The organism is Streptomyces sp. NPDC002446 (assembly GCF_053595675.1).
The window spans coordinates 68054-89190 of record NZ_JBSFYC010000026.1 but is presented as its reverse complement, the minus strand read 5'-3'; the positions used below and the strand labels follow the sequence as shown (position 1 = coordinate 89190).

The 21137-nt window shown below is 74.4% G+C and carries 18 protein-coding genes; 5 read left to right on the top strand and 13 right to left on the bottom strand.

From position 1 onward, the window contains the following. Positions 1-6 precede the first annotated feature (6 nt). Genes ACWD6P_RS17270 through ACWD6P_RS17260 form a run of 3 tightly spaced genes read left to right on the top strand, consistent with a single transcriptional unit; the run spans position 7 to position 2619 of the window. Positions 7-876 carry a universal stress protein gene (locus ACWD6P_RS17270; protein WP_451444936.1) on the top strand — a complete coding sequence of 290 codons (870 nt, stop codon included), beginning with the start codon at positions 7-9 and terminating at the stop codon, positions 874-876. Between the two features lie 49 nt (positions 877-925). Further along, entirely contained in the window at positions 926-1225 is a 300-nt protein-coding gene (locus ACWD6P_RS17265; protein ID WP_451444935.1) for a dsRBD fold-containing protein, read from the top strand. A 47-nt stretch (positions 1226-1272) separates the two neighbouring features. After that, positions 1273-2619 carry a nicotinate phosphoribosyltransferase gene (locus ACWD6P_RS17260; protein ID WP_451444934.1) on the top strand — a complete coding sequence of 449 codons (1347 nt, stop codon included), beginning with the start codon at positions 1273-1275 and terminating at the stop codon, positions 2617-2619. Between the two features lie 3 nt (positions 2620-2622). Here the strand turns inward: ACWD6P_RS17260 and ACWD6P_RS17255 are convergent, their stop codons facing one another. Next, positions 2623-3525, bottom strand: a complete 903-nt coding sequence (locus tag ACWD6P_RS17255; RefSeq protein WP_451444946.1) for a universal stress protein — start codon at positions 3523-3525, stop codon at positions 2623-2625. 103 nt (positions 3526-3628) lie between these two features. Between ACWD6P_RS17255 and ACWD6P_RS17250 the strand changes: the two genes are divergently transcribed. After that, positions 3629-4387, top strand: a complete 759-nt coding sequence (locus tag ACWD6P_RS17250) for an HAD family hydrolase (protein WP_451444933.1) — start codon at positions 3629-3631, stop codon at positions 4385-4387. Continuing rightward, complete coding sequence (locus ACWD6P_RS17245; RefSeq protein ID WP_451444932.1) at positions 4387-6798, top strand: glycoside hydrolase family 65 protein; 2412 nt, start codon at positions 4387-4389, stop codon at positions 6796-6798. The genes ACWD6P_RS17250 and ACWD6P_RS17245 overlap by 1 nt, the downstream gene beginning before the upstream one ends. A gap of 7 nt (positions 6799-6805) precedes the next feature. Here ACWD6P_RS17245 and ACWD6P_RS17240 read toward each other — a convergent pair whose 3' ends face one another. The 12 genes from ACWD6P_RS17240 to ACWD6P_RS17185 form a co-directional block, all read right to left on the bottom strand. After that, on the bottom strand, positions 6806-7525 hold the full coding sequence (locus ACWD6P_RS17240; protein ID WP_451444931.1) for a GntR family transcriptional regulator: 720 nt from the start codon (positions 7523-7525) through the stop codon (positions 6806-6808). Positions 7526-7610: 85 nt separating this feature from the next. Next, complete coding sequence (locus tag ACWD6P_RS17235) at positions 7611-9152, bottom strand: AMP-binding protein (protein WP_451444930.1); 1542 nt, start codon at positions 9150-9152, stop codon at positions 7611-7613. Beyond that, the gene (locus ACWD6P_RS17230; RefSeq protein WP_451444929.1) at positions 9149-9778 is read right to left on the bottom strand and encodes a 4'-phosphopantetheinyl transferase family protein; all 630 of its coding nucleotides are present in this window, start codon (positions 9776-9778) and stop codon (positions 9149-9151) included. Before ACWD6P_RS17230 ends, ACWD6P_RS17235 begins: the two co-directional genes overlap by 4 nt. Then, on the bottom strand, positions 9775-10881 hold the full coding sequence (locus tag ACWD6P_RS17225; protein WP_451444928.1) for an acyl-CoA dehydrogenase family protein: 1107 nt from the start codon (positions 10879-10881) through the stop codon (positions 9775-9777). Before ACWD6P_RS17225 ends, ACWD6P_RS17230 begins: the two co-directional genes overlap by 4 nt. Beyond that, a complete protein-coding gene (locus ACWD6P_RS17220) occupies positions 10874-12055 on the bottom strand; it encodes an acyl-CoA dehydrogenase family protein (RefSeq protein WP_451444927.1) in 1182 nt (393 codons plus the stop codon). The genes ACWD6P_RS17225 and ACWD6P_RS17220 overlap by 8 nt, the downstream gene beginning before the upstream one ends. Further along, the gene (locus tag ACWD6P_RS17215; protein ID WP_451444926.1) at positions 12052-12330 is read right to left on the bottom strand and encodes a phosphopantetheine-binding protein; all 279 of its coding nucleotides are present in this window, start codon (positions 12328-12330) and stop codon (positions 12052-12054) included. The genes ACWD6P_RS17220 and ACWD6P_RS17215 overlap by 4 nt, the downstream gene beginning before the upstream one ends. A 29-nt stretch (positions 12331-12359) precedes the next feature. Continuing rightward, positions 12360-13505 carry a hypothetical protein gene (locus ACWD6P_RS17210; protein ID WP_451444925.1) on the bottom strand — a complete coding sequence of 382 codons (1146 nt, stop codon included), beginning with the start codon at positions 13503-13505 and terminating at the stop codon, positions 12360-12362. 35 nt (positions 13506-13540) lie between these two features. Then, positions 13541-14254, bottom strand: coding sequence for a maleylpyruvate isomerase family mycothiol-dependent enzyme (locus ACWD6P_RS17205; protein WP_451444924.1), 714 nt, complete (start codon positions 14252-14254; stop codon positions 13541-13543). Continuing rightward, positions 14251-15522, bottom strand: a complete 1272-nt coding sequence (locus ACWD6P_RS17200) for a pyridoxal phosphate-dependent aminotransferase (RefSeq protein ID WP_451444923.1) — start codon at positions 15520-15522, stop codon at positions 14251-14253. Before ACWD6P_RS17200 ends, ACWD6P_RS17205 begins: the two co-directional genes overlap by 4 nt. Further along, positions 15519-16898, bottom strand: a complete 1380-nt coding sequence (locus ACWD6P_RS17195; protein WP_451444922.1) for a KamA family radical SAM protein — start codon at positions 16896-16898, stop codon at positions 15519-15521. The genes ACWD6P_RS17200 and ACWD6P_RS17195 overlap by 4 nt, the downstream gene beginning before the upstream one ends. Continuing rightward, the gene (locus ACWD6P_RS17190) at positions 16898-18577 is read right to left on the bottom strand and encodes a carbamoyltransferase C-terminal domain-containing protein (protein WP_451444921.1); all 1680 of its coding nucleotides are present in this window, start codon (positions 18575-18577) and stop codon (positions 16898-16900) included. Before ACWD6P_RS17190 ends, ACWD6P_RS17195 begins: the two co-directional genes overlap by 1 nt. Positions 18578-18609: 32 nt before the next feature. Next, the gene (locus ACWD6P_RS17185) at positions 18610-21054 is read right to left on the bottom strand and encodes an ATP-grasp domain-containing protein (protein ID WP_451444920.1); all 2445 of its coding nucleotides are present in this window, start codon (positions 21052-21054) and stop codon (positions 18610-18612) included. Positions 21055-21137 lie beyond the last annotated feature (83 nt).

Below are 21137 nucleotides of genomic sequence, written 5' to 3'. Positions count from 1 at the left end.
GAGGCGATGAAGGATGTCATCACCGTCGGCGTGGACGGTACGCCGGAGTCCTTGTCCGCCGTCCTGTGGGCGGCGCAGGAGGCACGGCTGCGGCAGGCGCGGCTGCGGCTGCTGCACGCCTGGGTGCTGCTCGCCCCCGAGAAGGAGTCCCGCCCCCTCGCCAAAGACGATCAGAACTACTGGGCCCACCGGATGCTGGACGAGGCCGCGGCGGCCGCCCGCGGCCGCTGCCCGGACCTGGCGGTGGACCAGGACCTGGTGGCCGCGGACCCCTTCGATGCCCTCAAGGAGGCCGCCGACCACTCCGACCTGCTGGTCCTCGGCTCGCGGGACCTGGGCCCGATGACGCGCTACGTCCTGGGCGAGCTCGGTGTGAAGCTGGTGGCGCACACGGATTCCCCCGCGGTGCTGGTACGCGCCCAGCAGGACGGCTCGGCGGCCGGGCGGGAGGGTCCGGTGGTGGTCGGGGTCGGCCTGCACAAGCCGTGCGGGGAAGTGCTCGCCTTCGCCTTCGACAGCGCCGTGCGACGCGGTGTCACCCTGCGCGCCGTGCACGGCAGACATCTGCCGTCGTTCGCGTACAACCGCGGGGGCGGCGTGGAGCCGTACGCCGCCGAGGAAGCGGCGGCGCTGGCCCGGGACGAGCTGGACCGGGCGCTGCGGCCCTGGCGGGAGAAGTACCCGGACCTGCGGGTGGACGCGCGGGTGGAGATGGAGAGCGCGGCGCCGGCGCTGCTGCGCGACACGACCGGCGCGGCGCTGGTGGTCGTGGGGCGCCGGCACCGGCGGGTGCTGCCCGCGGCGCGGATCGGCCATGTCGTCCAGGCGGCGATCCATCACGCTCCGTGCCCGGTGGCGGTGGTGCCGCACGAGTGAGAAGGCGGATGATGACGACAGGGGCCCACAGAGGAAGCTGGGGTGAGCCATGGCGAACGCAGTGGAATGGCCCGTCCGTCTCTCCCTCGTCGAGGAGGACGGCACGACCACGGCGCAGGTGGTGCTCCGCACCACGACCACCACCTTCACCGGGCGCGGCACGGCCCGGTGCAGCCCCGACGACCGGAACATCCCGGAGATCGGGGACGAGATCGCGGCCGGGCGCGCCATGCGGGACCTCGCCGGGCAGCTGCTGCGGCTGGCGGACGAGGAGATCGAAGGCGCCGGAGCCGCGCCGCCGCGGCGGGAGAACCGTGTCGCCTACGGCTGGACGGATGCGATGGCGTGAGCCGGGGGCCGTGACCGGCGGCGTCGCGGTCGTGGAAGGAGTCGGCGATGTCGGATGCGACGATCACCGACCTGTACGAGGTGACCATGGCCCTGTCGTATCTGCGCGAGGGCATGGAACAACCGGCGACCTTCAGCTGCTTCGTGCGGGAACTGCCGCCGGAGCGGGGCTTCCTGATCGCCGCGGGCGCCGAGTCGGTCCTCGACTACCTCGCCGCGTTCCATGTGGGACGCGAGGACGTCGAGGTGTTCGCCGAGACGCTGCAACGGCCGGCGCGGGACCTGGCGCCGCTGCTGGGTCTGCGCTTCACCGGCGAGGTCCGGGCCGTGCCGGAGGGGCGGGTGGTGCTGGCCGGGGAGCCCCTGCTGGAGATCACCGCGCCGCTCCCCCAGGCGCAGCTCGTCGAGTCGTTCGTGCTGAACCAGCTCAGCCACCAGACGGCGATCGCGTCCAAGTGCGTGCGCTGTGTGCTCGCCGCGCGCGGGCACCCCGTCGTGGACTTCTCGCTGCGGCGCACCCACGGCACGGCGGTCGCGCACCAGGTCGCCCGGCTGGGTGCCATGGCCGGTTTCGCGGGCACCAGCAATGTCGCGGCGGCGCACGCCGAGGACCTGCCCGCGGTCGGGACGATGGCGCACTCGTACGTCGAGGCGTTCGAGAACGAGGAGGCGGCGTTCACCGCGTTCGCGCTGTGCCATCCGGGGCCGGTGACGCTCCTGGTGGACACCTACGACACCGCCTCCGGGGTCGCGGCGGCGGCCCGGGTACTGGCGGCGCTAGGCCGCGGGGACGGCTCGGCGATCCGTCTGGACAGCGGTGACCTGGCACAACTGTCCCGCCGGGCACGGGCGATGCTCGACAACGCGGGCCTGCCGCAGGTACGGATCGTCGCCAGCGGCGGTCTGGACGAATTCGCGGTGCACGACCTGACGGCCTCGGGAGCGCCGATCGACGTCTACGCGGTGGGCACCAAGGTCGGGGTGAGCGCCGACGCCCCCTACCTCGATTCCGCGTACAAGCTCGTCGCCTACGACGGCCGGCCCGTGATGAAGCTGTCGGCGGCGAAGGTCACCGCCCCGGGGCGCAAACAGGTCTTCCGCCGCCCCGGTTGCCTCGATGTGATCGGGCTGGCCGACGAGACGGCCCCGGCGGACAGTACGCCGCTGCTGGAGACGCTGATGAGCGGGGGCCGGCGCCGCACCCCGCGGGCCCGGCTGGAGGACGCCCGGCGGCGGGTCGCCGACGACCTCATGGAGCTGCCCGCGACGGCCCGGCGCATCCGGTCGCCGCAGCCCGTACGGGCGGTGGTCTCGCACCGGCTGTCCGTCCTGACGGACAAGGTACGGCGGCGCACCGAGCGCGAGATGCTGGCCCCGTTCGGCCTGCACACCTGAGGGTCACAGGCGCTGCGGCACGACCGCGACGGGGCAGGCGGCGTGGCACAGCGCGGTGTGCACCACCCGGCCGAGCGGCAGCCCGAAGTGGCCGTGGCGGTGCCCCGCGCCGACGACCAGCAGGTCCGCGGCGGCGGCGCGGTGCACCAGCACCTTGTGCGTGGGCCCCTCGACGGTGGTGCGGCGCACCTTGACGTCCGGATGCGCGCCGGCCGCCTCGGCCAGGGCGGCGTCGAGCTGTGCCGCCGCCTGCCGCTCGTGGTAGCTCTGGGCCTGTCCGGCGAGCAGCGGCGCCTCGGTCCGCTCGTGCGCGGGGCAGCGCCAGGCGCGTACCGCCTTCAGCGGGCAGCGGCGGGCCTCGGCCTCCTGGAAGGCGAAGCGCACCGCCTCCGAGCCCTTCTCCGCATCGCCGACGCCGAGGAGCACACACCGGTGCGTGCCGGCCACCCCGGCCGCGTCTCCGCGCACCACGATCACCGGGCACCGGGCCCGCGCGGCCACCGCCAGTCCGACCGATCCGAGCAGCAGACCGGCGATCTCGCCGCGCCCCCGGGAGCCCAGGACCAGCGCCGAGGCGTAGTGGCACGCCCGCAGCAGGGCGGTGACCGCGTCGTCGGCCACCACCTCCGCGGCGACCGCGATGTCCGGGTTGCGGCAGCGGGCCTGTTCGGCGGCGGATCCGGCGATGCCCTCCGCGATGACCTGCTCGACGGGGCGTTCCGGGCCCTGCGCCGTTCCCTCGAAGCGCTCCCAGGCGGAGGCGTGGACCACCTGGAGCGGGAGCCCGTGCAGCGCCGCCTCGTCCGTCGCCCAGTCGAGCGCCCGCAGCGCGGAGTCCGAACCGTCGACGCCCACGACCAGGGACCGCTCCATCGCCGCCACCGCCTTCCTGCCCGTGTTCTCCATCGTCACCCCGCGTCGGTGCACATGCCAGGTCCGGCCGTGCCGCGCCCCGGGCCGTCGGCCGTGGTGCCATGGAAGGGACACACCGACGAACGGAACCGTCACCATGACCGGTGCGCCGTCCCTGGCCACGTGTCTGCACTCGCTGCGGGCCGTGGTCTTCGACACCGACGGGGTCATCACCGACTCCGCACACGTCCATGCCGCGGCGTGGAAGGGCGCCTTCGACCCCTGTCTGGCGGCCGCGGGCGAGCGCCCCTTCGACCCGGTGGAGGACTATCTGCGGTTCGTCGACGGGCGGGCGCGGCAGGACGGCGCGGCCTCGTTCCTGGCGTCCCGGGGCCTTGAGCTGCCGCTCGGCGATCCCGACGACGCGCCGGGCACGGACACCGTACGGGCCGTCGCGGCCCGCAAGGACGAGCTGTTCGGCGCGCGGCTGCGGGCCGGCGGTATCGCGGTGTGGCCGGGCACCGTACGGCTGCTGCACGCGCTGCGGCACGAGCGCCTGCCGTGTGCCGCGGTCTCGGCGTCCCGGCATGCGACCGAGCTGCTGTCGGCGGCCGGGCTGCTGGCGCTGTTCGCGGCCGTGGTGGACGGCGAGGAGGCGAGCCGGCTCCGGTTGCCGGGCAAGCCGGATCCGGCGCTCTTCGTGGAAGCGGCGCGCCGCCTCGGTGTGCGGCCCGAGGACACCGCCGTGGTGGAGGACGCCCTGGTCGGTGTGGAGGCCGGCCGGCGCGGCGGGTTCGGGCTGGTGGTGGGCGTGCACCGGGCGGGCGGACCGGCCGGCGCGGCCGCGCTGCGCCGCCGTGGCGCCGATGTGGTCGTCACCGACCCCGGCGAGCTGCTGATCTGCGGGGAGGAGTGATGCCCAGCGGCGGCAACGCGTGGACCTGGTCGTACGAGGGGTACGACGCGGGCGCGGAACGGCTGCGCGAGACGCTGTGCGCGCTGGGCAACGGCTACTTCGTCACCCGGGGCGCGGCCGGCGAGGTGCTCTCGGGGCCCGCGCACTACCCGGGCACCTATGCGGCCGGCTGCTACAACCGGCTCACGTCCACCGTCGCGGGCCACCCCGTCGAGAACGAGGACATGGTCAACCTGCCCAACTGGCTGCCGCTGCGCTACCGGATCTGCCCCGCCGACGCACCCGCCGGGCCCTGGCTCTCCCCCGGCCACCCGCAGCTGACGGAGCACCGGCAGACCCTGGACCTGCGGCACGGCACGCTGATCCGCTGGTCGGTCTACGAGGACGAGGCCGGCCGGCGCCTGCGCGTGGAGCAGCGCCGCCTGGTCCACATGGGCGAACCCCATCTGGCCGCGGTGCGCACCTCGTTCACGGCCGAGGGCTGGGCGGGCGAGGTGGAGGTGGAGTCGGCCCTCGACGGTGCGGTCCGCAACGCCGGCGTCGAGCGCTACCGCGGGCTGGCCGACCAGCATCTGAGGGGGTGGGAGACGGGCGCCGAGCGGGCCGACACGGTGTGGCTGAGCTGCCGCACGGTCGACTCGGACATCGTGATCGCGCTGGCCGCGCGGATCAGGGCCACGCCCGGGCGGGGCGCGGCGCCGCGCACCCGGCTCACCGTGCTGCGGGCCTTCCAGACGCTGACGCTGCCCGTCACCTCCGGGTCGACCGTCGTCGTCGACAAGACGGTGGCGCTGTACACCTCCCGTGACCCGGCGATCGAGAGCCCGCGGCACGCGGCCGTCGACTGTGTGGTGCGGGCCCCGCACTTCCGGCAGCTGATGGCCGCGCACCGGCGTGCCTGGGAGGACCTGTGGCGGCAGGCGAGGCTGGAGGTGCCCGGGGAGGCGGGCCGGATCCTGCGTCTGCACCTCTTCCATGTGCTGCAGACCCTCTCGCCGCACACCGCGGAGCTGGACGTCGGGGTGCCGGCGCGGGGCCTGCACGGCGAGGCGTACCGCGGGCACGTCTTCTGGGACGAGCTGTTCGTGCTGCCGTTCTTGAACCTGCACCTCCCCCAGGTCTCCCGGGCGCTGCTGGAGTACCGCTACCGGCGGCTGCCCGCCGCCTGCCGCGCCGCGCAGGAGGCGGGCCGGGCGGGGGCGATGTACCCGTGGCAGAGCGCCGGCGACGGCCGGGAGGAGACCCAGCAGCTGCATCTCAACCCGCGCTCCGGCCGCTGGCTGCCCGATCACTCCCGCCTTCAGCACCACGTCGGTTCGGCGATCGCCTACAACGTCTGGCAGTACGCCCAGGCCAGCGGCGACACGGAGTTCCTGCACACCAAGGGCGCGGAGATGCTGCTGCAGATCGCCCGGTTCTGGGCCGCCGCCGCGACCTGGGACAACGACCTCGGCCGGTACCGCATCCGGGGCGTGGTCGGCCCCGACGAGTACCACGACGGCTATCCGGGGGCCGCCGAACCGGGCGTCGACGACAACGCCTACACCAATGTCACCGCGGCCTGGGTCCTGATGCGCGCCCTGGACCTGTGCCGGTCCCTCCCCGAGGCGCATCAGCGGCAGCTCTACGAACGGATCCAGCTCACCCCGGACGAGCCGGAGCGCTGGGCGGACATCGCGCGGCTGCTCCATGTGCCCTACCACCAGGGCGTGATCAGCCAGTTCGCCGGTTACGAGGAGCTGGCGGAGCTCGACTGGGACGGCTACCGGCAGCGGTACGGCGACATCCGCCGGCTGGACCGGATCCTGGAGGCCGAGGGCGACACCGTCAACCACTACCAGGCCTCCAAACAGGCCGATGTGCTGATGCTCGGGTACCTCTTCTCCCCGTCCGAACTCGGCTCGGTGTTCCGCCGCCTCGGCTACCCCCTCGACGACGACACCTGGCACGCCACCGTCGACTACTACCTGCACCGCACCAGCCACGGCTCCACCCTCAGCGCCCTGGTCCACGCCTGGGTCCTGGCCCGTGTGCACCGGCCCGACGCCTGGACGTACTGCGAGGAGGCGCTGACCGGGGACGTCGCGGACCTCCACGGCGGCAGCACCGCCGAGGGCATCCACCTGGGTGCGATGGCCGGCACCCTGGACCTGGTCCAGCGCGGTCTGACCGGCCTGGAGACCCGCGACCAGGCCCTGTGGCTCGACCCGGCCCCGCTGCCGGAGCTGTCGAAGTTCGCCGTCCGCATCCGCTACCGCCGCCACTGGGACGTCGACCTGCGGATCCGCGCCGAGCAGGTGCGGATCGCGGTGCCGGAGTCCGAGCTGGCGGCGGTGCGGGTGCGGCTGCGGGAGCGGTCGTTCAGCATCGTGCCGGGGACGACCCGGCGGCTCGATCTGCCGGAGGACTGACGCCCCGTCAGCCCTGGTGTGCGGCCCGCGTGCGCTCCGGCCGCGGCACCGCCCGCGGCTCCTCGCGGCCCTGTGCCCACAGGGAGCGGACATGGCCGAGATGACGGGCCATACAGGCCTCGGCCGCCGCGGCGTCGCCCGACAGCATCACGTCGAGCAGCTCCACATGCTCCTGCGCGGAGGGCAGCAGCTGATCGCTCTCGTCGAGGCGGGTGAGGCCGTAGAGCCGGGAGCGCTTGCGCAGCTCGCCGACCGTCTCGACGAGGCGGTCGTTGCCGCTCAGGCCCAGCAGTTCGAGGTGGAAGCGGCGGTCGGCCTCCAGATAGCCGATGAGGTCGTGCGCGCGGGCGGCGGCGACGATCTCCAGCGCGATCGGGCGCAGCGCGGCCAGCTGCTCGCGGGTGGCGGTGCGGGTGATCCGCCCGACGACCGGGACCTCGATCAGCGCCCGGATCTCGGTGTACTGGTCGAGGTCGCGCTCGCTGACCTCGGTGATCCGGAAACCCTTGTTCCGCACCGGCTCGACCAGACCCTCGCGCGCCAGGTCGAGCATCGCCTCGCGTACCGGTGTGGCCGAGACCCCGAAGTCCGCGGCGAGGCCCGGGGCCGAGTAGACCGAACCCGGGCGGAGCTCCCCCGCTATCAGCGCGGCGCGCAGCTGATGGGCGACCTGGTCGCGCAGCCGCTCCTGAGCGGTGATCAGGCTGCGGTGCTTGAGTTCACCCATCGGGGCCTCCGGGTTGACGCGGAGTGCCAGCGTACAATGTCACGTTTCGCAAAACGCCTGGCAGTGACGGCTGTTGCGCCCCGCGTCACGACGGGCCGAGGAGGTCACCGAGCGCGGCCCGGTCGACCTTGCCGTTGCCGTTGAGGGGGAGGACGGCCAGCGCGGTGAGATGGGCCGGCACCATGTAGGCGGGCAGCCGGCCGCGCAGCGCGGTGCGCAGATCGTCCTCGGTGCCCGGTGTGCCGGTGTAGGCGGCGGTGAGTTCGAGGCCTCCTGGGGTGGCCCGGGGCAGCACGGCCGCGTCCAGGACGCCGGGCAGGGCGCGCAGCGCCGCCTCGACCTCGCCGAGTTCGACGCGGTAGCCGTGCACCTGGACCTGCTGGTCGCCGCGCCCGAGGTGCACCAGCGGCGGACCGCCGGCCGGGTCGCCGGGCGCGGGCAGCGGGCGGACGCGGTCGCCGGTGCGGTACCAGTGGTCGCCGGTCAGCGCGGTGGCGGGGTCGTACGGGGTGCCGTCGGGTGCCAGGAAGCGGCCGGTGTTGTTCGCCGGATCGAGGTAGCCGGGGAAGCGCTGCGGCCCGCGAACGCACAACTCGCCCTCGTGCAGGAGGAGTTCGAGGCCCGGGTAGAGGGTGCCGATCGGGACGGTGCCGTTGGCGGGCGCCGGCCAGTCGGCGGGATCCCCGGGAAGGCGGTAGGAGGCGCAGGTGACGGTGAGCTCGGTGGGGCCGTAGGCGTTCTCCAGCCGGCTCTGCGGAGCGGCCCGTTGCCAGGCACCGGCCTGCTGGAGGGTCAGCGGCTCGCCGCAGAACATGCTGCTGCGCAGGGTCGGCATGCTGCCCGGCCGCAGGGCGCGGAACCGCTGGGCGAGCGAGATCACCGAGGGTACGGAGTTCCAGTGCGTGAGGGCGCGCCGGTTGACGAAGCGGACCGGCGCCAGGAGGTCGTCCCGGGTCGGCACGACGAGGGTGGCGCCGCTCCCCCAGGCGGTGAACATGTCGTGGACCGAGGGGTCGAAGGTGAGGTCGAAGGTCTGCGAGAGGCGGGCGCCGGGGCTGGCCCCGCAGCGCGGGACGACGTGGGTGAGGTAGGCGCAGATGTTCCGGTGCTGGACGGGGACGCCCTTGGGGGTGCCGGTCGAACCCGAGGTGAACAGGAGGTAGGCGAGGTCGTCGGGGCGGGCGGTGCGGATGTCGGGCAGCGGCGGGGCGGTCAGGCGGAGCAGCTCGGGGTCGGTGAGGGCGAGTACCGGGGCGCCGGGCCGGGGGGCGGGGTGTTCGGCGGTGCCGTCGGTCAGTACGGCGTCGAGCCGGGCCGCGCGGACGATCCCGGCGTTGCGCTCGGCGGGGAAGGAGGGGCCGAGCGGGACGGCCGTGGCGCCGAGGCGCTGGATGGCGAGGTAGCCGGCGTAGGCGACGACGGTGCGGCCCGCCAGCAGCCCCACCCGGTGCGGCGGCCGCCCGTCCAGGTGCCGGATGAGGCGGGCCGCGAGGGCGTCGGCCAGGCCGGTCAGTGCGGCGTAGGTCAGCTCGGTGGCGCCGATCTCCAGCGCCGGGTGGTCCGGATGGGCGGCGGCGGAGGCCGCGAACCAGTCGTAGAGGGTGTGCCGCGGTGCGGGGATGCTCACCGTTCGCCTTTCCTGAGGGTCTCGGCCAGGGGGAATGCGCAGCTGAGGGGGGTGGTGGAGTGCTCGCGCAGGGCGATCCAGCGGTGGTCGCGCCAGCGGCCGGAGCGGGCGCCCGGTGGGATGCCGATGGTCCACGGGCGGCCGGCGAGCCCGGTGCCGGTGGCCTTGACGCAGGCCTCCTGGGCGGTCCACACCCAGGCCACCTCCTCGGCGGCCCGCGCCGGCGGCAGCCCGGCGATCCGCTCGGCGTGCGCGCCGAGCAGCCGGCGGGCGAACGACGCGCTGACGCGGGCGCCGGGGCGCTGGAGGTCCACGCCGAGGGCGCGCCCGACGGCGACTCCGGCGGCCAGCGCGCCGTCGCTGTGCGAGACGCTGATGCCGATACCGGGGTGCCCGCGCAGCCAGGGCTTGCCGCGCCGGTCCGCGACGATGTCCGCACCGGCCAGGGCCGGCCGTACGGCGGCGAGCAGCTGCCGCAGCAGTGCGCGGCCGGTGAGGAACTCCTGGGCGCGCCACCCGGGCATCGCCGCCGCCCGGCGCAGATCGTCGCGGTGGGTGCTGGACGCCGGGCGGTCCGCGGCGGTGGTCACCCAGACCCGGTCCGCCACCTCGATCGGTGCCGTCACGGCAGGGCACCCGGCCGGACGAGGCCGGCCAGTACGCTCTCGGCGGCGTCCGCGAGGGTGCCCAGGACCACCTCGTTCGCGCCGCCGCCGATGCCGAACAGCGCGGCCTGGGCGCGTACTTCCTGGATCCCGCCGGTGGCGAAGCCGGCCGCGCCCCACAGCTGTCCGCACTCCGTCAGCACGTGGTTGACGGCCGAGCCGGCGGCCGCCTTGAGCGTGGCGGCGGCCGTCGCGTCGTGGTGCACGGCCACCGCGTCCTCGCACTCCGCGACCAGGGCCCGCAGTTCCCGCACCCGCAGCAGGCAGGCCGCGAAGCGCTGCCGCACCACGTCCAGGTCCCACAGGGTGCCGTCGCCGTGTGCGCGGCCGGTCAGATGGCGATGGGTGTCCGCGAGGACGCGGCGGCACAGGGCGACGCCCCACTGTGCGCCGGCGAGCCGTTCGGCGGCGATGTGCCGGGCGAACAGCGGCAGTCCGAAGCCGGTCCGGCCCAGCACATGCTCCCGGCCGAGGCGGACGCCGTCGAGGGTGAGATGGCCGACGCCCGAGTCGGCGAAGAGCGCGCTGTCCGCGGGGCGCACGCTGACGCCCGGGGCGTCGGCGGGCACCAGCACCCAGGTGAAGTGGGTGAAGTGCCGCCCGGGGCGGTGCCGGGCGAGGACGAGGAAGGACTCGGCGGTGGTGGTGTTGGCGATCCAGTGCTTCTCCCCGGACAGCTCCAGGGCGTCGTCCTCGATCCGCACCCGGGTGCGCAGCGCGGTGAGGTCGGTGCCCGCGGTGACGTCGGTGGCCGCCAGCGCCAGGGTCGCCCGTCCGGTGAGCGTACGCTCCAGCGCCCGCTGCGCCACCGGGGCGTTGCCCGCCGCGAGGACGGGCAGTGCGGTGGCCAGCTGGACGCTGACGGAGAGGGTGGCGGCGATCGAGAAGCGGGCGTCCACGGCGGTGAGCAGGCCGTCGAGTCCCGCCGGGTCGATGCCCGCTCCGGCCGCGCCGTCCCGGTAGGCCCGGCCGATCAGGCCCGCCCGGCCGAGCGCGGCCCACACCTGGGCGCCGTTCGCGGTGCGCGGCAGGGCGTCGAGCGTGTCGTGGCCGGTCTCAGGCAAAGCTCACTCCCTGGTCGCGCAGCGCCAGCCGGCCGTCCGCGAGGTGCAGCCGGTCGTTGCTGTAGTTCAGCGGCGCGGAGCGCAGGTCCCGCAGGGCCAGTTCGAGCCGGGTGGGCGAGTCCTGGAGGTAGCCGTGCCGCAGCCCGAGCGCGGTGATCAGGCCGTCGACCGCCGCGAGGCACTCCTCGGCGGCGGTGATCTTCAGTGCGTTGAGCTGGAGCTGACGCGCCGGGACGGAGAGGTCCGCGCCGGATTCCACCGTACGGAGGGTCTGCTGCAGCAGGGCGTGCACGGTGTCCAGGCGCTGCCGCGACCGGGAGATCCGGGTGAGCAGCAGCTCCGAGCCCATGTCGAAGCGGGCCCGGCCGGCCGGGCTGCGCAGCAGCCGCAGTACCCGTGACAGCGCCCCCGCCGCCGTGCCGAGCCACACCGCCGACCAGCCCAGATGCGCCAGCGGGCCGAAGACCTCGGTGGCGATGCGGTGGAACGCACCGTGTTCGCCGACCACTTGGCGGTCGGGTACGCGGCCGGTCAGGTTCAGCGCGAGGCTGTGGCTGGCGCGCATCCCCATGGGCTGCCAGTCCCCGGACGCGGTGATGTCGAGCTGGTCGCGGTGGGCGTACACCAGCGACACCTCGTGCGTGGTGGCGTCGGCTCCGGGGCTGCGCATGGTGATCAGGAATCCGTCGGCACGGTCGCCGCCGGTGACGATGGGGGCGAACCGGTCGATCGCCAAGTAACCGTCGTCGTCGGCGAGTTGGGCCTGGGCGCTGAGCAGGTGGCCGCCCTTTCCGGCCTCCGTGGTGACGGAGGCCAGGTAGATCTCCCCGGCCGCGATCCGCGGCAGCAGCTCCTTGCACAGCAGCTCGCCGCCGTGGCCGACCAGCGCCGCGGTCTGCTGGCAGTGCATCGCGAAGATCATTCCCACCGACATATCGCTGCGGCCGAGCGTCTGCGCGGCGGTCACCAGATCCCGTACGGTGCCGCCGAGTCCGCCGTACTCGGCGGGGACCAGCAGGCCGAGCAGCCCGGTGCGGCGCAGTGCGGCGAGCGCGTCCGCGGGGAACTCCGCGGCCCGGTCGGTGTGCGCCAGATGCTCCTCGGTGACCTCGGCGACCTCGGCCAGACGGGACGTCAGATCGAGGGGCGGGGTGCTCGGGGCGCCGGTGTTCATGAGGTCTCCCGGCCGTCGGTGCCGTCGGCGCTGCCGTCGGGAAGCTGTGCGGAGATCACTCGCCACAGGCTGCCGGCGGTCGCGAAGGTGGCGTCGTTGAGCTCGTCGTCCGGCAGCGAGATCCCGAAGGTGTCCTCGATCGCGAAGAGCAGCTCGATGGCCTGCATGGAGTCGACGCCGAGCTTGCGCAGGTCGGCGTCGGGGGCGAGGACGGTGTCGCCGGGGCCGGCGTGCTTGAGGAAGGGGCGCAGCAGTGCGGTGAATCGGGCGTCCACGGGGCGGCCTTTCTGGGGTGCGGAAGGGGTCAGCGGGCGATGCGGCACAGGTCGTCGACCCGGCGGAGGTTCTCCGGGACGAGCTCGTCGGCGTCGAACTCCCGGTTCAGTTCGCCCTCCAGCCGCTCGATGATCTCGACCAGCCGGAAGGAGCTGAACGAGGCGAAGGAGTCGAACGCGGCGCCGTCGAGGAGGACGGCTCCGTCGACGCCGAGCACCGCCGCGGCCACGGCGGCCACGCGGTGCCGCAGCGCCTCGTCGGGCGGGCCGGACGCGGCGAGGGCGGCGGGCGCGGCACCGAAGACCGTCCGGTCGGCGGCGAGGGCCTCCCGCAGGCGGTCGACGATCCCGGGCGGCTCGGCGCGGCCCCGGGACACCCGGCGGTGGGCGAGGTAGGTCTGCTCGACCACCTTGTCCCAGCGCGTCAGCTGCGCGCGCTCGGCGTCGGTCGGCTCGCTCCGCCCGGCGAACCGCGCGCGGTGGGCCGCGTGCAGCCTGCGGGCCCGCGCCAGCAGCCAGGTCTCGACGGTGAGCTGTTCGACGGCTCGGGCCCGGTCGGCGCAGGCGTCGTACGCGCCGAGGTACGCGCTCACCGCGGCCTCGTCCACGGTGTGGGCCGGCGGCGGCTCGGCGACCGGGCGGACGCCGTCCGGTGCCAGCTCGATGACCTCGGCCGACTCGATGCCCGCCAGGTCCTCCGCGGACAGCACCCAGTGGCCGGGCGCCGCCGTTCCCCATGCGGTCTCGCTGCGGTACGCGTCCGTGACGTGCCAGCCGTCGGGCCCCGCGGCGAGCAGGAAGCTGTGCTCCATGTGGGCCTGGCGGTGGTAGGGGAGCCAGGGCAGCTGGAAGGAGTCCGCGACGACATAGCGGGCCGTGCCGGCGGCGCGGATCGCCGCGAACATGCCGCCACGGTCCAGGCGTTCCTGCCGTACCACCCGCAGCCCCAGGAGAGCCGGCGCCGCGGCCAGCGCTTCCGGCAGCGGCGGGTCGACCGTCGGCAGCCCGTTCGTCCCCTCCCAGCAGCGAAAGCCCAGCGGCGCGCCGAGCCGGAGGTGCGCTCCGGGGCCGTGGTGATGGTCCGCGAGCACCGCCAGGTTGGCCTGGATGCAGTCCAGCAGACCGCTGTGGACCGAACCGAGGCCGAACCGTTCCGGTTCGACGGTGACTGCCATATCCGTTCACTTTTCCTTTCGGGGTGGGGCGCAGGTCAGAGCCACGCAGGCAGTGCGGGCAGCTCCGCCGTCGAGTGGAGTGCGGTGCCGGTGGAGCGCCCGGCCAGCCAGGCGAGGATGTCGGCGGGCGGGCCGGAGACGACCGGGCCGCCCGTGCCGAACTGGCCGAGCAGCCCGCCTTCGGGGTCGCTCAGCACACAGTCCGGTACGCCCTCGGCGGCGGCGTAGTAGCCGAGTACGTCGTCGAGGATGATCTGCCGCGCCGTCTCGGGGATGTCGGCGAAGCCGTATCCGATGTCCAGGTCGACGTGGTGCAGTTCGAGTTCGCGGATCCGGATCACCAATATCCGCCCGGGGGTGCAGAGTTCACCGGTGAAGGGCCGGACGGTGGCCCGCCATGCGGGCGCGGGCAGCTGCTCGACGGTGCGCTGGAAGTGCGCCGCGCGCGCCCGGACGTCCGCCAGCAGGGTCGCGGCCGGCCGGTGGGCGCCCGCTTCGATCTCGGCGTCACGGGCCCGGCGGCTCGCGTACTGCGGGGTCTCGACGCCCGTACGTGCCCACTCCAGCAGCCGTTCCAGTGCGGGGGCCTGGCGCGCGAGGTGGCAAAGGACGTGTCCCCGGGTCCAGCCCGGGAGGTGGGACGGGCCGGCGACGTCCTGGTCGCCGAGTCCCGCGAGGCCGGTCAGCAGCCGGTCCGTCGCGGCGGCGATCTCGGCGAAGGCTGCGGGGGTGGGGGGCAGCTCCTTCATCGTGCTCCCTTCAGGCGGGCGAAGCCCTCGGCGATCCTGGAGAGTTCGCCGGCGAGGTGCGGCAGGCGGGTGGGGTCCTCGGCGCGCAGCGCCTGGTGCTGCTGGTCTTCGTCGCCGTACAGCAGGCTGGTGGCGGCCTTGAAGCGCAGGGCGTGCGGGTCGTCGCCGAGCAGGTGGCCGGCGAGTACGACGATCCCGGAGTCGTCCAGGAGCCGGGCGGCGAGCGAGGCCGAGTCCTTGACGCCTTGTGCGGCCAGGGGGTCGCGCAGCGGTGCGAAGTCCGGGTAGACGTAGAACCCGCCGGCGGGCCGTCGGCAGACGGCGCCCGCTTCGAGGGCGATGCGGTGCACCGCGCGGGCCACCGCGCCGTGCAGCCGGGCGCTCGCCCGCATCCGCTCGGTGATCTCCGGCGGCTCGGCGTAGGCGTACTGGGCGACCTGCTGCATCGGCCCGGCGAGGGTGGACCACAGTTCGCTGGCGGCCGCGACCACGGCGTCGCGCAGCAGCGCGCCGGTGTCGCCCGCGGGGAAGCGGGCCACCCCGATCCGCCAGCCGCCGAGCCCCAGCGTCTTGGACAGTCCGCTGGTGACGACGGTGCGCTCGGGGGCGGCCTCGGCGGGGCTGAGGAAGGGCGTGGACTCGGGGTCGTGGACGATGTCGCGGTAGATCTCGTCGGAGATGATCAGCAGGTCCTCGGACCGGGCGAGCGCGCACAGTTCGCGGACCAGCGCGGGCGGCGCGAGGGTCCCCGTGGGGTTGTCGGGGAGGGTCAGGACGAGCAGCCGGGGGTCGGCGCCGGACGCCCTGGCCCGGTGGATCGTCTCGCGCAGCGCGCCCGGTTCGGGGACGCCGCCGCAGTCCGCGGGGATCGGTACCCCGTAGACCTTCTTGCCCGCGTAGACCGCCTGCGGTGCGTAGGTGTTCCAGGCGGGGCGGGGCAGCAGCACATCGCCGGGGATGACGAGCTGCAGCGCCATCAGGAGGGGCTTGCTGCCCGGTGCGACGATCACCCGGTCGGCCTCGGTGGGCAGCCGGCGGCGGGTGAAGTAGCCGGCCACCGCGTCGCGTACGCCCTCGGCGCCGGCCACCGGCCCGTAGGCGGCGCGCGCCGCACCCAGCGCCAGCTGCTCGGCCAGTTGCGGCAGGACCGGCAACCGGGCCTCGCCGAACGCGAGATGGACCAGTGACGCCCCCTCCGCGCGGCGCCGGTCGACCAGCTGGTTGAGGGCCAGGTTCGGGGAGGGCGGGGCAACAGTCACGGCGGTCATGGCGAGGTCCTTTGCGTGCGGTGGCCGCGGGGTGCGCGGTCGGGCACCGGGGTGGTCGCGGCGGGGGCGGTGCCGCGCAGTGCCGCCGCGAGGTCGGGCGGGGTGGCGGGGTCCGGCTCCAGTTCGTCGAGCCAGGCGGCATGGGCCGAGTAGCGGGCCCGGAACGGCCTGCCCACCAGCGACGGCCGGCGGGCCTGGAGCATCCGCAGCCGGAAGAACGCTCCTTCGGGGGTCTCCTCGACCCCGTCGACCACGACCTTGCCGGGCGTCGCCGACATCACCGGGCCGCGCACGGTACGGGCCAGGCCGGGCAGGGTGCGGTACGCCTCGGCGTAGATCTCCACGGCGCGGGCCAGCGGCACCTTGAAGTAGTCGTGGGGCCCGGTGTCCCGCTCCACGAACAGGTAGTACGGCACCGCCCCGGCCGCCAGCTCCGCCCGCCACAGCTCGCTCCACACCCGGGCGTCGTCGTTGACGTGCGCGATCAGCGGCGCCTGGCAGTAGACGACCGCGCCGGTGGCACGGATGCGGGCCAGTGCCCGCTGCGCGAGATCGGTGGCCACCTCGCGCGGATGGCTGAAGTGCGCCATCACCGCGAGCTGCCGCCCGGAGGCCACCACCTGCTCGAACAGCCGCAGGACGTCGTCGGCGTCGGGGTCGGTGACAAAGCGCTGCGGCCAGTAGGCGACGGACTTGGTGCCGATCCGGATCGTACGGACCGAGGCGACGCCCAGCAGCGGCTCCAGGTGGCCGCGCAGCCGCTCGGTGGACATCACCATCGGGTCGCCGCCGGTGACCAGGACGTCCTGCACTTCGGGGTGCTGGCCCAGGTAGTCGATCAGCCCGCCGGGGTCGGGGGCGGCGAAGCGCAGATCGGCGTCGCCGATGAACTGCGCCCAGCGGAAGCAGTAGGTGCAGTAGGCGTGGCAGGTCTGGCCCTGCCCGGGGAAGTAGAGCACCGTCTCGCGGTATTTGTGCTGGAGGCCGGGCAGCTGCACGCCGTCCCGGCTGGGGACGTTGAGCTGCTGCTGGCCGGAGGGGTGCGGGTTGAGGCGGCCGCGGATCTCCGCCACGGCCTCCCGCAGCAGCGGTTTGTCGGCGGGGTCGGCGGACAGCTTGGCCAGTTGGTCCTCGTCGGCCGTGGTCAGCATGCCGCGCTGGGGGAAGGTCAGCTGGAACATCGGGTCCTCGGGGACCCGGTCCCAGTCGATGAGCTGGGACAGGACGTATTGGTTGACGCGGAAGGGCAGTACCAGCGACACCCTGCGCACCGTCTCGCGGATGTCGTCGGGCAGCCCGTGGCGCCGGGCGATGTCGTCGATGTGGCGCGGGCCGAACGCCCGGAAGCGGGCGGTCTCCGGCAGGCCGGCCGGCATCAGCGCGCACCTCCGGTCCGGTTCGGTTTGCGGTAGAGCTCGTCGCCGAGCACCAGGAAGTCCAGGTCCATCGCGCGGAACGCGGCCAGCGCGTCGGCGGCGGTGTTGACGATGGGCTCGCCCTTGTCGTTGAAGGAGGTGTTGAGCAGGACGGGGGGCGCGCCGTGCCGCTGCAGGGCGTCCAGTGCGGCGCCGACGGCCGGGGCCTCGTCGCCGTGCAGCACCTGCGGCCGGGTGGTGCCGTCGACGTGGACGACGCCGGGCGCGACCTGCCGGCCGAGGGCGGTGGCCTTGGCGGCGCCGAGCATGTAGAGGCTCAAGTACTCCTGCTGCTCCCACAGTTCGGCGCCGTAGTCGGGCCGGGTGACGCCGGCGAAGGGCCGCCACTGCTCACGGTTCTTGATGGTGTTGACCCGGGTGTTGACGTCCGTGGTGTCCGGCACGGCGATGATGGAGCGCCGGCACAGCGCCCGCGGCCCCACCTCGGCCCGCCCCTGAGCCACCGCACCGACCCGCCCGTCCAGCAGCAGCCCGGCCAGCTCGTCGATGTCCAGCTCCGCGCGCACCAGCCCCGAAATATCCGCGCCTCCCCGCCCGTTGAGGCGATCAGGGGCCCCCACCTCCCCGCCCAGATAGGGACTCAGCGCCCCTTCCCGCCTCCTGGGCGGCCGCACGCTCCAGGCCGCCCCCAGGGCGACCCCCGCGTCATGCGGCACCGGCGGTACGTACAGCGGGCCGGGCAGGGTGCCGTTGGTGCTGCAGTTGAGCGCGACGCCGCCGCTCAGGCACAGCTCCTCGGTCCCGGCCGCCTTGCGCGTCAGCGCGGCGAGATGGGTCACGGTCTGCTCGATGAGGCGCTGCGCGGTGTAGGCGACGAGGATCGCGCGGGGGTCCTCGGTGAGGCGCTCCTCGGGTGCGGTCGGGCCCGGAGCCCCGGCGATCTTCGTGTAGCGCTCCCGCCACCGCCCGACGACGGTCTCGTACTGCTCCTTGATCTCGTCGGCGGTGGCGCTCCCCCGGCTCTCCGCCAGCGGCTCGACGGCGAGGCGGAAGTCATCGGCCGCGAGGTCCACGAGGGGTTCGGTCTCCAGCTGTGCGGCGCGTCCGTAGGCGGCCAGGCCCATCGTCTTGCCGGCGTTGAGGAAGGAGAAGCCGAGCCAGGTGGAGGCGGCGTCATAGGCGTAGCCGAGCGAGGCGGTGCGCTGCCAGGTGCGCTCCAGGCGGGGCTCGGCGCCGTCCTCGTACGTCCAGATGGTGGAGGACTCGTTCTCGCCGTGGCCGTCGATGACCAGTACCCCGGCCTTGGTGAAGGGCGAGGCGTAGAAGGAGGAGGCGGCGTGTGCCTGGTGGTGGGGGACGCGGACGACTTCGGGGGTGCGTGCGCCGAAGTCCAGGCCGACGGCGTAGGCGAGGAAGTCGGCGTCGCTCGTGAAGCGGCGGGGGTAGAGCTGTTCGCTGTCCCAGCCGAGGGCGACCACATCGATGTCGGCGGCGGAGATACCGGCCTGGGCCAGGCAGAAGCGGGCGGCGCCGAGGGGTTTGCGGTAGAGGGAGTGGCGGTGCCGGTTGCAGCGCTCCTCCTCGGTGAAGGCGATGATCTCGCCGTCGCCGTTGATCAGGCAGGCGGCGCTGTCGTGCCAGCCGGTGGGCGGTGCGTTGACACCGAGGATCCAGGTCATGGGTGTGGCTTTCCTTCGTCGGCGGGTGAAGTTCAGGGGAGCGGGGTGAGGGTGTGCCGTACGGCGCGCTGGGCGCGGACGAGCGCGGTGGCGCACTCCTGCGGGCTGTCGCCGACGGCCACCAGCGCGGCGAGCCGCGGCACGATTCCCCGGGGCGGCAGCAGCAGTTCGGTGCCGGGCGCGGCGAGCGGGACGGCTGCGACGATGCCGGGGACGTCCGCGGCGGCGGTCAGGTCGAGGGACCGCACGGTGCCGTCGCGCTCGGGGTAGACGAAGCGGACCTCCGCGCAGCGGTCGCGGACGGGGGTGAGGTGCGGGGTGCGGCCGAGGGCGAGGTCGGCGGCGGCCGCGACCTGGTCGACTCCGGTGGCGAGGGTGCCCAGCAGCGGGATGAAGTCCCCGCCGAGCCGGCCGTTGACCTCGACGATGCGCGGGCCGGTGGGCGTGCGGCGCAGCTCGGTGTGGGTGATGCCGGTGCGGATGCCGAGGGCGGTGTGGGCGTCGGTGACGACGGACTGCACCTCGTCGGCCCAGGGCGCCTCGCGCCAGGGGGCGACGAGATGGCCGATCTCCTCGAAGTGCGGGGTGAACCCCAGCCGTTTGTGCGCCACGTTCAGGATCCGTACGGCGCCGTCGGACACCGCGCAGTCCACGCTGATCTCGGGCCCGGACAGATACTCCTCCACGATCGCGCCGGCCGGTGCGCGGATGCCGGGGAAGGAGGCGGTAAGTGCCTGGTCGAAGGCGTGGGAGACCTGTCCGGGGTCTTCGGCGAGGGTGACGCCGATGCTGCCGGCCAGGGCGCGGGGCTTGACCACGACCGGCAGCCCGAGCGCCTCCGCCGCGGCCAGGGCCTCCTCGCGGGTGTGCACATGCCGGAAGCCGGCCGAGGGCACACCGGCGGCGGCGAGCAGCCGGCGGGTGGCCAGCTTGTCGCGGCAGCGGCGCGCGGCCTCGGGGCCCAGATGCGGCAGCCCCAGGCGGCGGGCGACCTCGGCGGTGGTCTCCAGGAGCGTTTCGTCCCAGGTCAGTACGGCTCCGGGGCCGTGGTGGCCGGCCAGTAGCGCGGCGACGGCGCGGGTGGTGGCGTCGGTGTCGGAGGTGTCCGCGATGCGGAACCGGTCGGCCACATAGGGCCGTTGCCAGTCGATGCCGGTGCGCTGGACGAGGGCGGTGGTCACCCGCCGGGCGACGGTGTCGAGCGCGTACTCGCGGTAGGGCGGATTGCCGCAGCCGACCACGACGAGCCGGCCGGGTGCCCGCGGGTCCACGGGTTCGCACTCCAGCGCCGCGTCCCGCATCGTGCGCCGTACGGCGGCGGTGACCTCCGCGCTGCTGCGGCCCCGGAAGCGGAACCTTGCTCCGGAGTGCTCGTATCCGCCGCCGGTCAGCAACGCGCCGGGTTCCGGGAGGACTTGTGCGTACGGTCCGTCGTGCGGCCCGTCCGCCGGGGGCGACGCGGCCGTGCGCACCCGGCAGGGCGGCGGCACGGACGGCGGCACCAGCAGCCAGCCCGCCACCTCTGCGGGCCCGGCGAGGGAGCGGGCGGTGGGGTCCGGGGTGCCCGCCTGGTGGGCGAAGGCCGCGGCCATCAGGTCGATGCCGTGTACCTCGCGCCAGATGAAGGGCACTTCGGCGCCGCCGGGCCGGGCGCCGATCTCCAGGACGGTCAGCGCGCCGCAGTCACTGTGGAAGAGCTCCAGGTGGAAGACCGAGGGCCCGGTGAACAGCGCGCCGACGGCGGCGGTGGTGATCTCCCCGATACGGGCGAGGAGTTCACCGTCGTCGATCTCGACGGAGCCGAGGGCGGTGCCGGCGGTGAACTCCAGGCAGGTGTTGAGGTAGCGCGATGCCCGCCAGGGGCCGAGTCGCTCTCCGGTGAAGACACCGTCGACGTGCAGGACCTGATCGGGCCGCCACTCCTGGACGAGCAGGTCGGTGTCGCGTGGGAAGGCGTATGTCCGGAGCCGCTCGGCCGAGTCGAGGCGGGTGATGCCCGCGCTGGCGGTGCCGCGGCGGGGTTTGACCAGCACCGGCCAGCCGTGCCGGGCGGCGAAGGCGGCCACGGCCTCGGGGCCGGGCGCCGCGGCGGTCGCCGGCACCGCGACCCCGGATGCCGCGAGCCGCTGTGCCATGAGCAGTTTGTCGCGCAGCGGCAGCAGGTCCGCGGCGCGCTGGCCGGGCAGGTCGAACTCGCCGCGCAGATCGGCCGCCAGGTCGAGGTCCGTCTCCTGGAGGGCGACGATCCGGGTCGGCGGTCCGAGCCGTTCGACCAGCGCGTCGACCGCCTCGCGTACCGCCTTGGCGTTCTCCGTGCTGTCCACCAGCCGTACTCCGGCGGCCTGTTCGGCGGGCAGGTGGCGGGCGGCCCGTTCGGTGGTGAGGTAGCTGACGCGGTGGGCTGTGTGGTCGAGGTAGGCGGCGTAGTCGGCGTAGCGGTCGGTCCAGCGATGGACGATCATCACGTGTTCGGGCACGGGCGGCCTCCTGGGACGGGAACGAGCGCGGGGAAGGGTCGGGCGGCAGGGGGCGGCCGGTGGCGGGCGCGGCGCGAGGCGAT

Bases quoted from the DNA above. Each gene is read 5' to 3' on its own strand.
- ACWD6P_RS17270 (WP_451444936.1), top strand. From the start codon at position 7: ATGAAGGATGTCATCACCGTCGGCGTGGACGGTACGCCGGAGTCCTTG.
- ACWD6P_RS17265 (WP_451444935.1), top strand. From the start codon at position 926: ATGGCGAACGCAGTGGAATGGCCCGTCCGTCTCTCCCTCGTCGAGGAG.
- ACWD6P_RS17260 (WP_451444934.1), top strand. From the start codon at position 1,273: ATGTCGGATGCGACGATCACCGACCTGTACGAGGTGACCATGGCCCTG.
- ACWD6P_RS17255 (WP_451444946.1), bottom strand. From the start codon at position 3,525: ATGGAGAACACGGGCAGGAAGGCGGTGGCGGCGATGGAGCGGTCCCTG.
- ACWD6P_RS17250 (WP_451444933.1), top strand. From the start codon at position 3,629: ATGACCGGTGCGCCGTCCCTGGCCACGTGTCTGCACTCGCTGCGGGCC.
- ACWD6P_RS17245 (WP_451444932.1), top strand. From the start codon at position 4,387: ATGCCCAGCGGCGGCAACGCGTGGACCTGGTCGTACGAGGGGTACGAC.
- ACWD6P_RS17240 (WP_451444931.1), bottom strand. From the start codon at position 7,525: ATGGGTGAACTCAAGCACCGCAGCCTGATCACCGCTCAGGAGCGGCTG.
- ACWD6P_RS17220 (WP_451444927.1), bottom strand. From the start codon at position 12,055: ATGAACACCGGCGCCCCGAGCACCCCGCCCCTCGATCTGACGTCCCGT.
- ACWD6P_RS17210 (WP_451444925.1), bottom strand. From the start codon at position 13,505: ATGGCAGTCACCGTCGAACCGGAACGGTTCGGCCTCGGTTCGGTCCAC.
- ACWD6P_RS17205 (WP_451444924.1), bottom strand. From the start codon at position 14,254: ATGAAGGAGCTGCCCCCCACCCCCGCAGCCTTCGCCGAGATCGCCGCC.
- ACWD6P_RS17200 (WP_451444923.1), bottom strand. From the start codon at position 15,522: ATGACCGCCGTGACTGTTGCCCCGCCCTCCCCGAACCTGGCCCTCAAC.
- ACWD6P_RS17195 (WP_451444922.1), bottom strand. From the start codon at position 16,898: ATGCCGGCCGGCCTGCCGGAGACCGCCCGCTTCCGGGCGTTCGGCCCG.
- ACWD6P_RS17190 (WP_451444921.1), bottom strand. From the start codon at position 18,577: ATGACCTGGATCCTCGGTGTCAACGCACCGCCCACCGGCTGGCACGAC.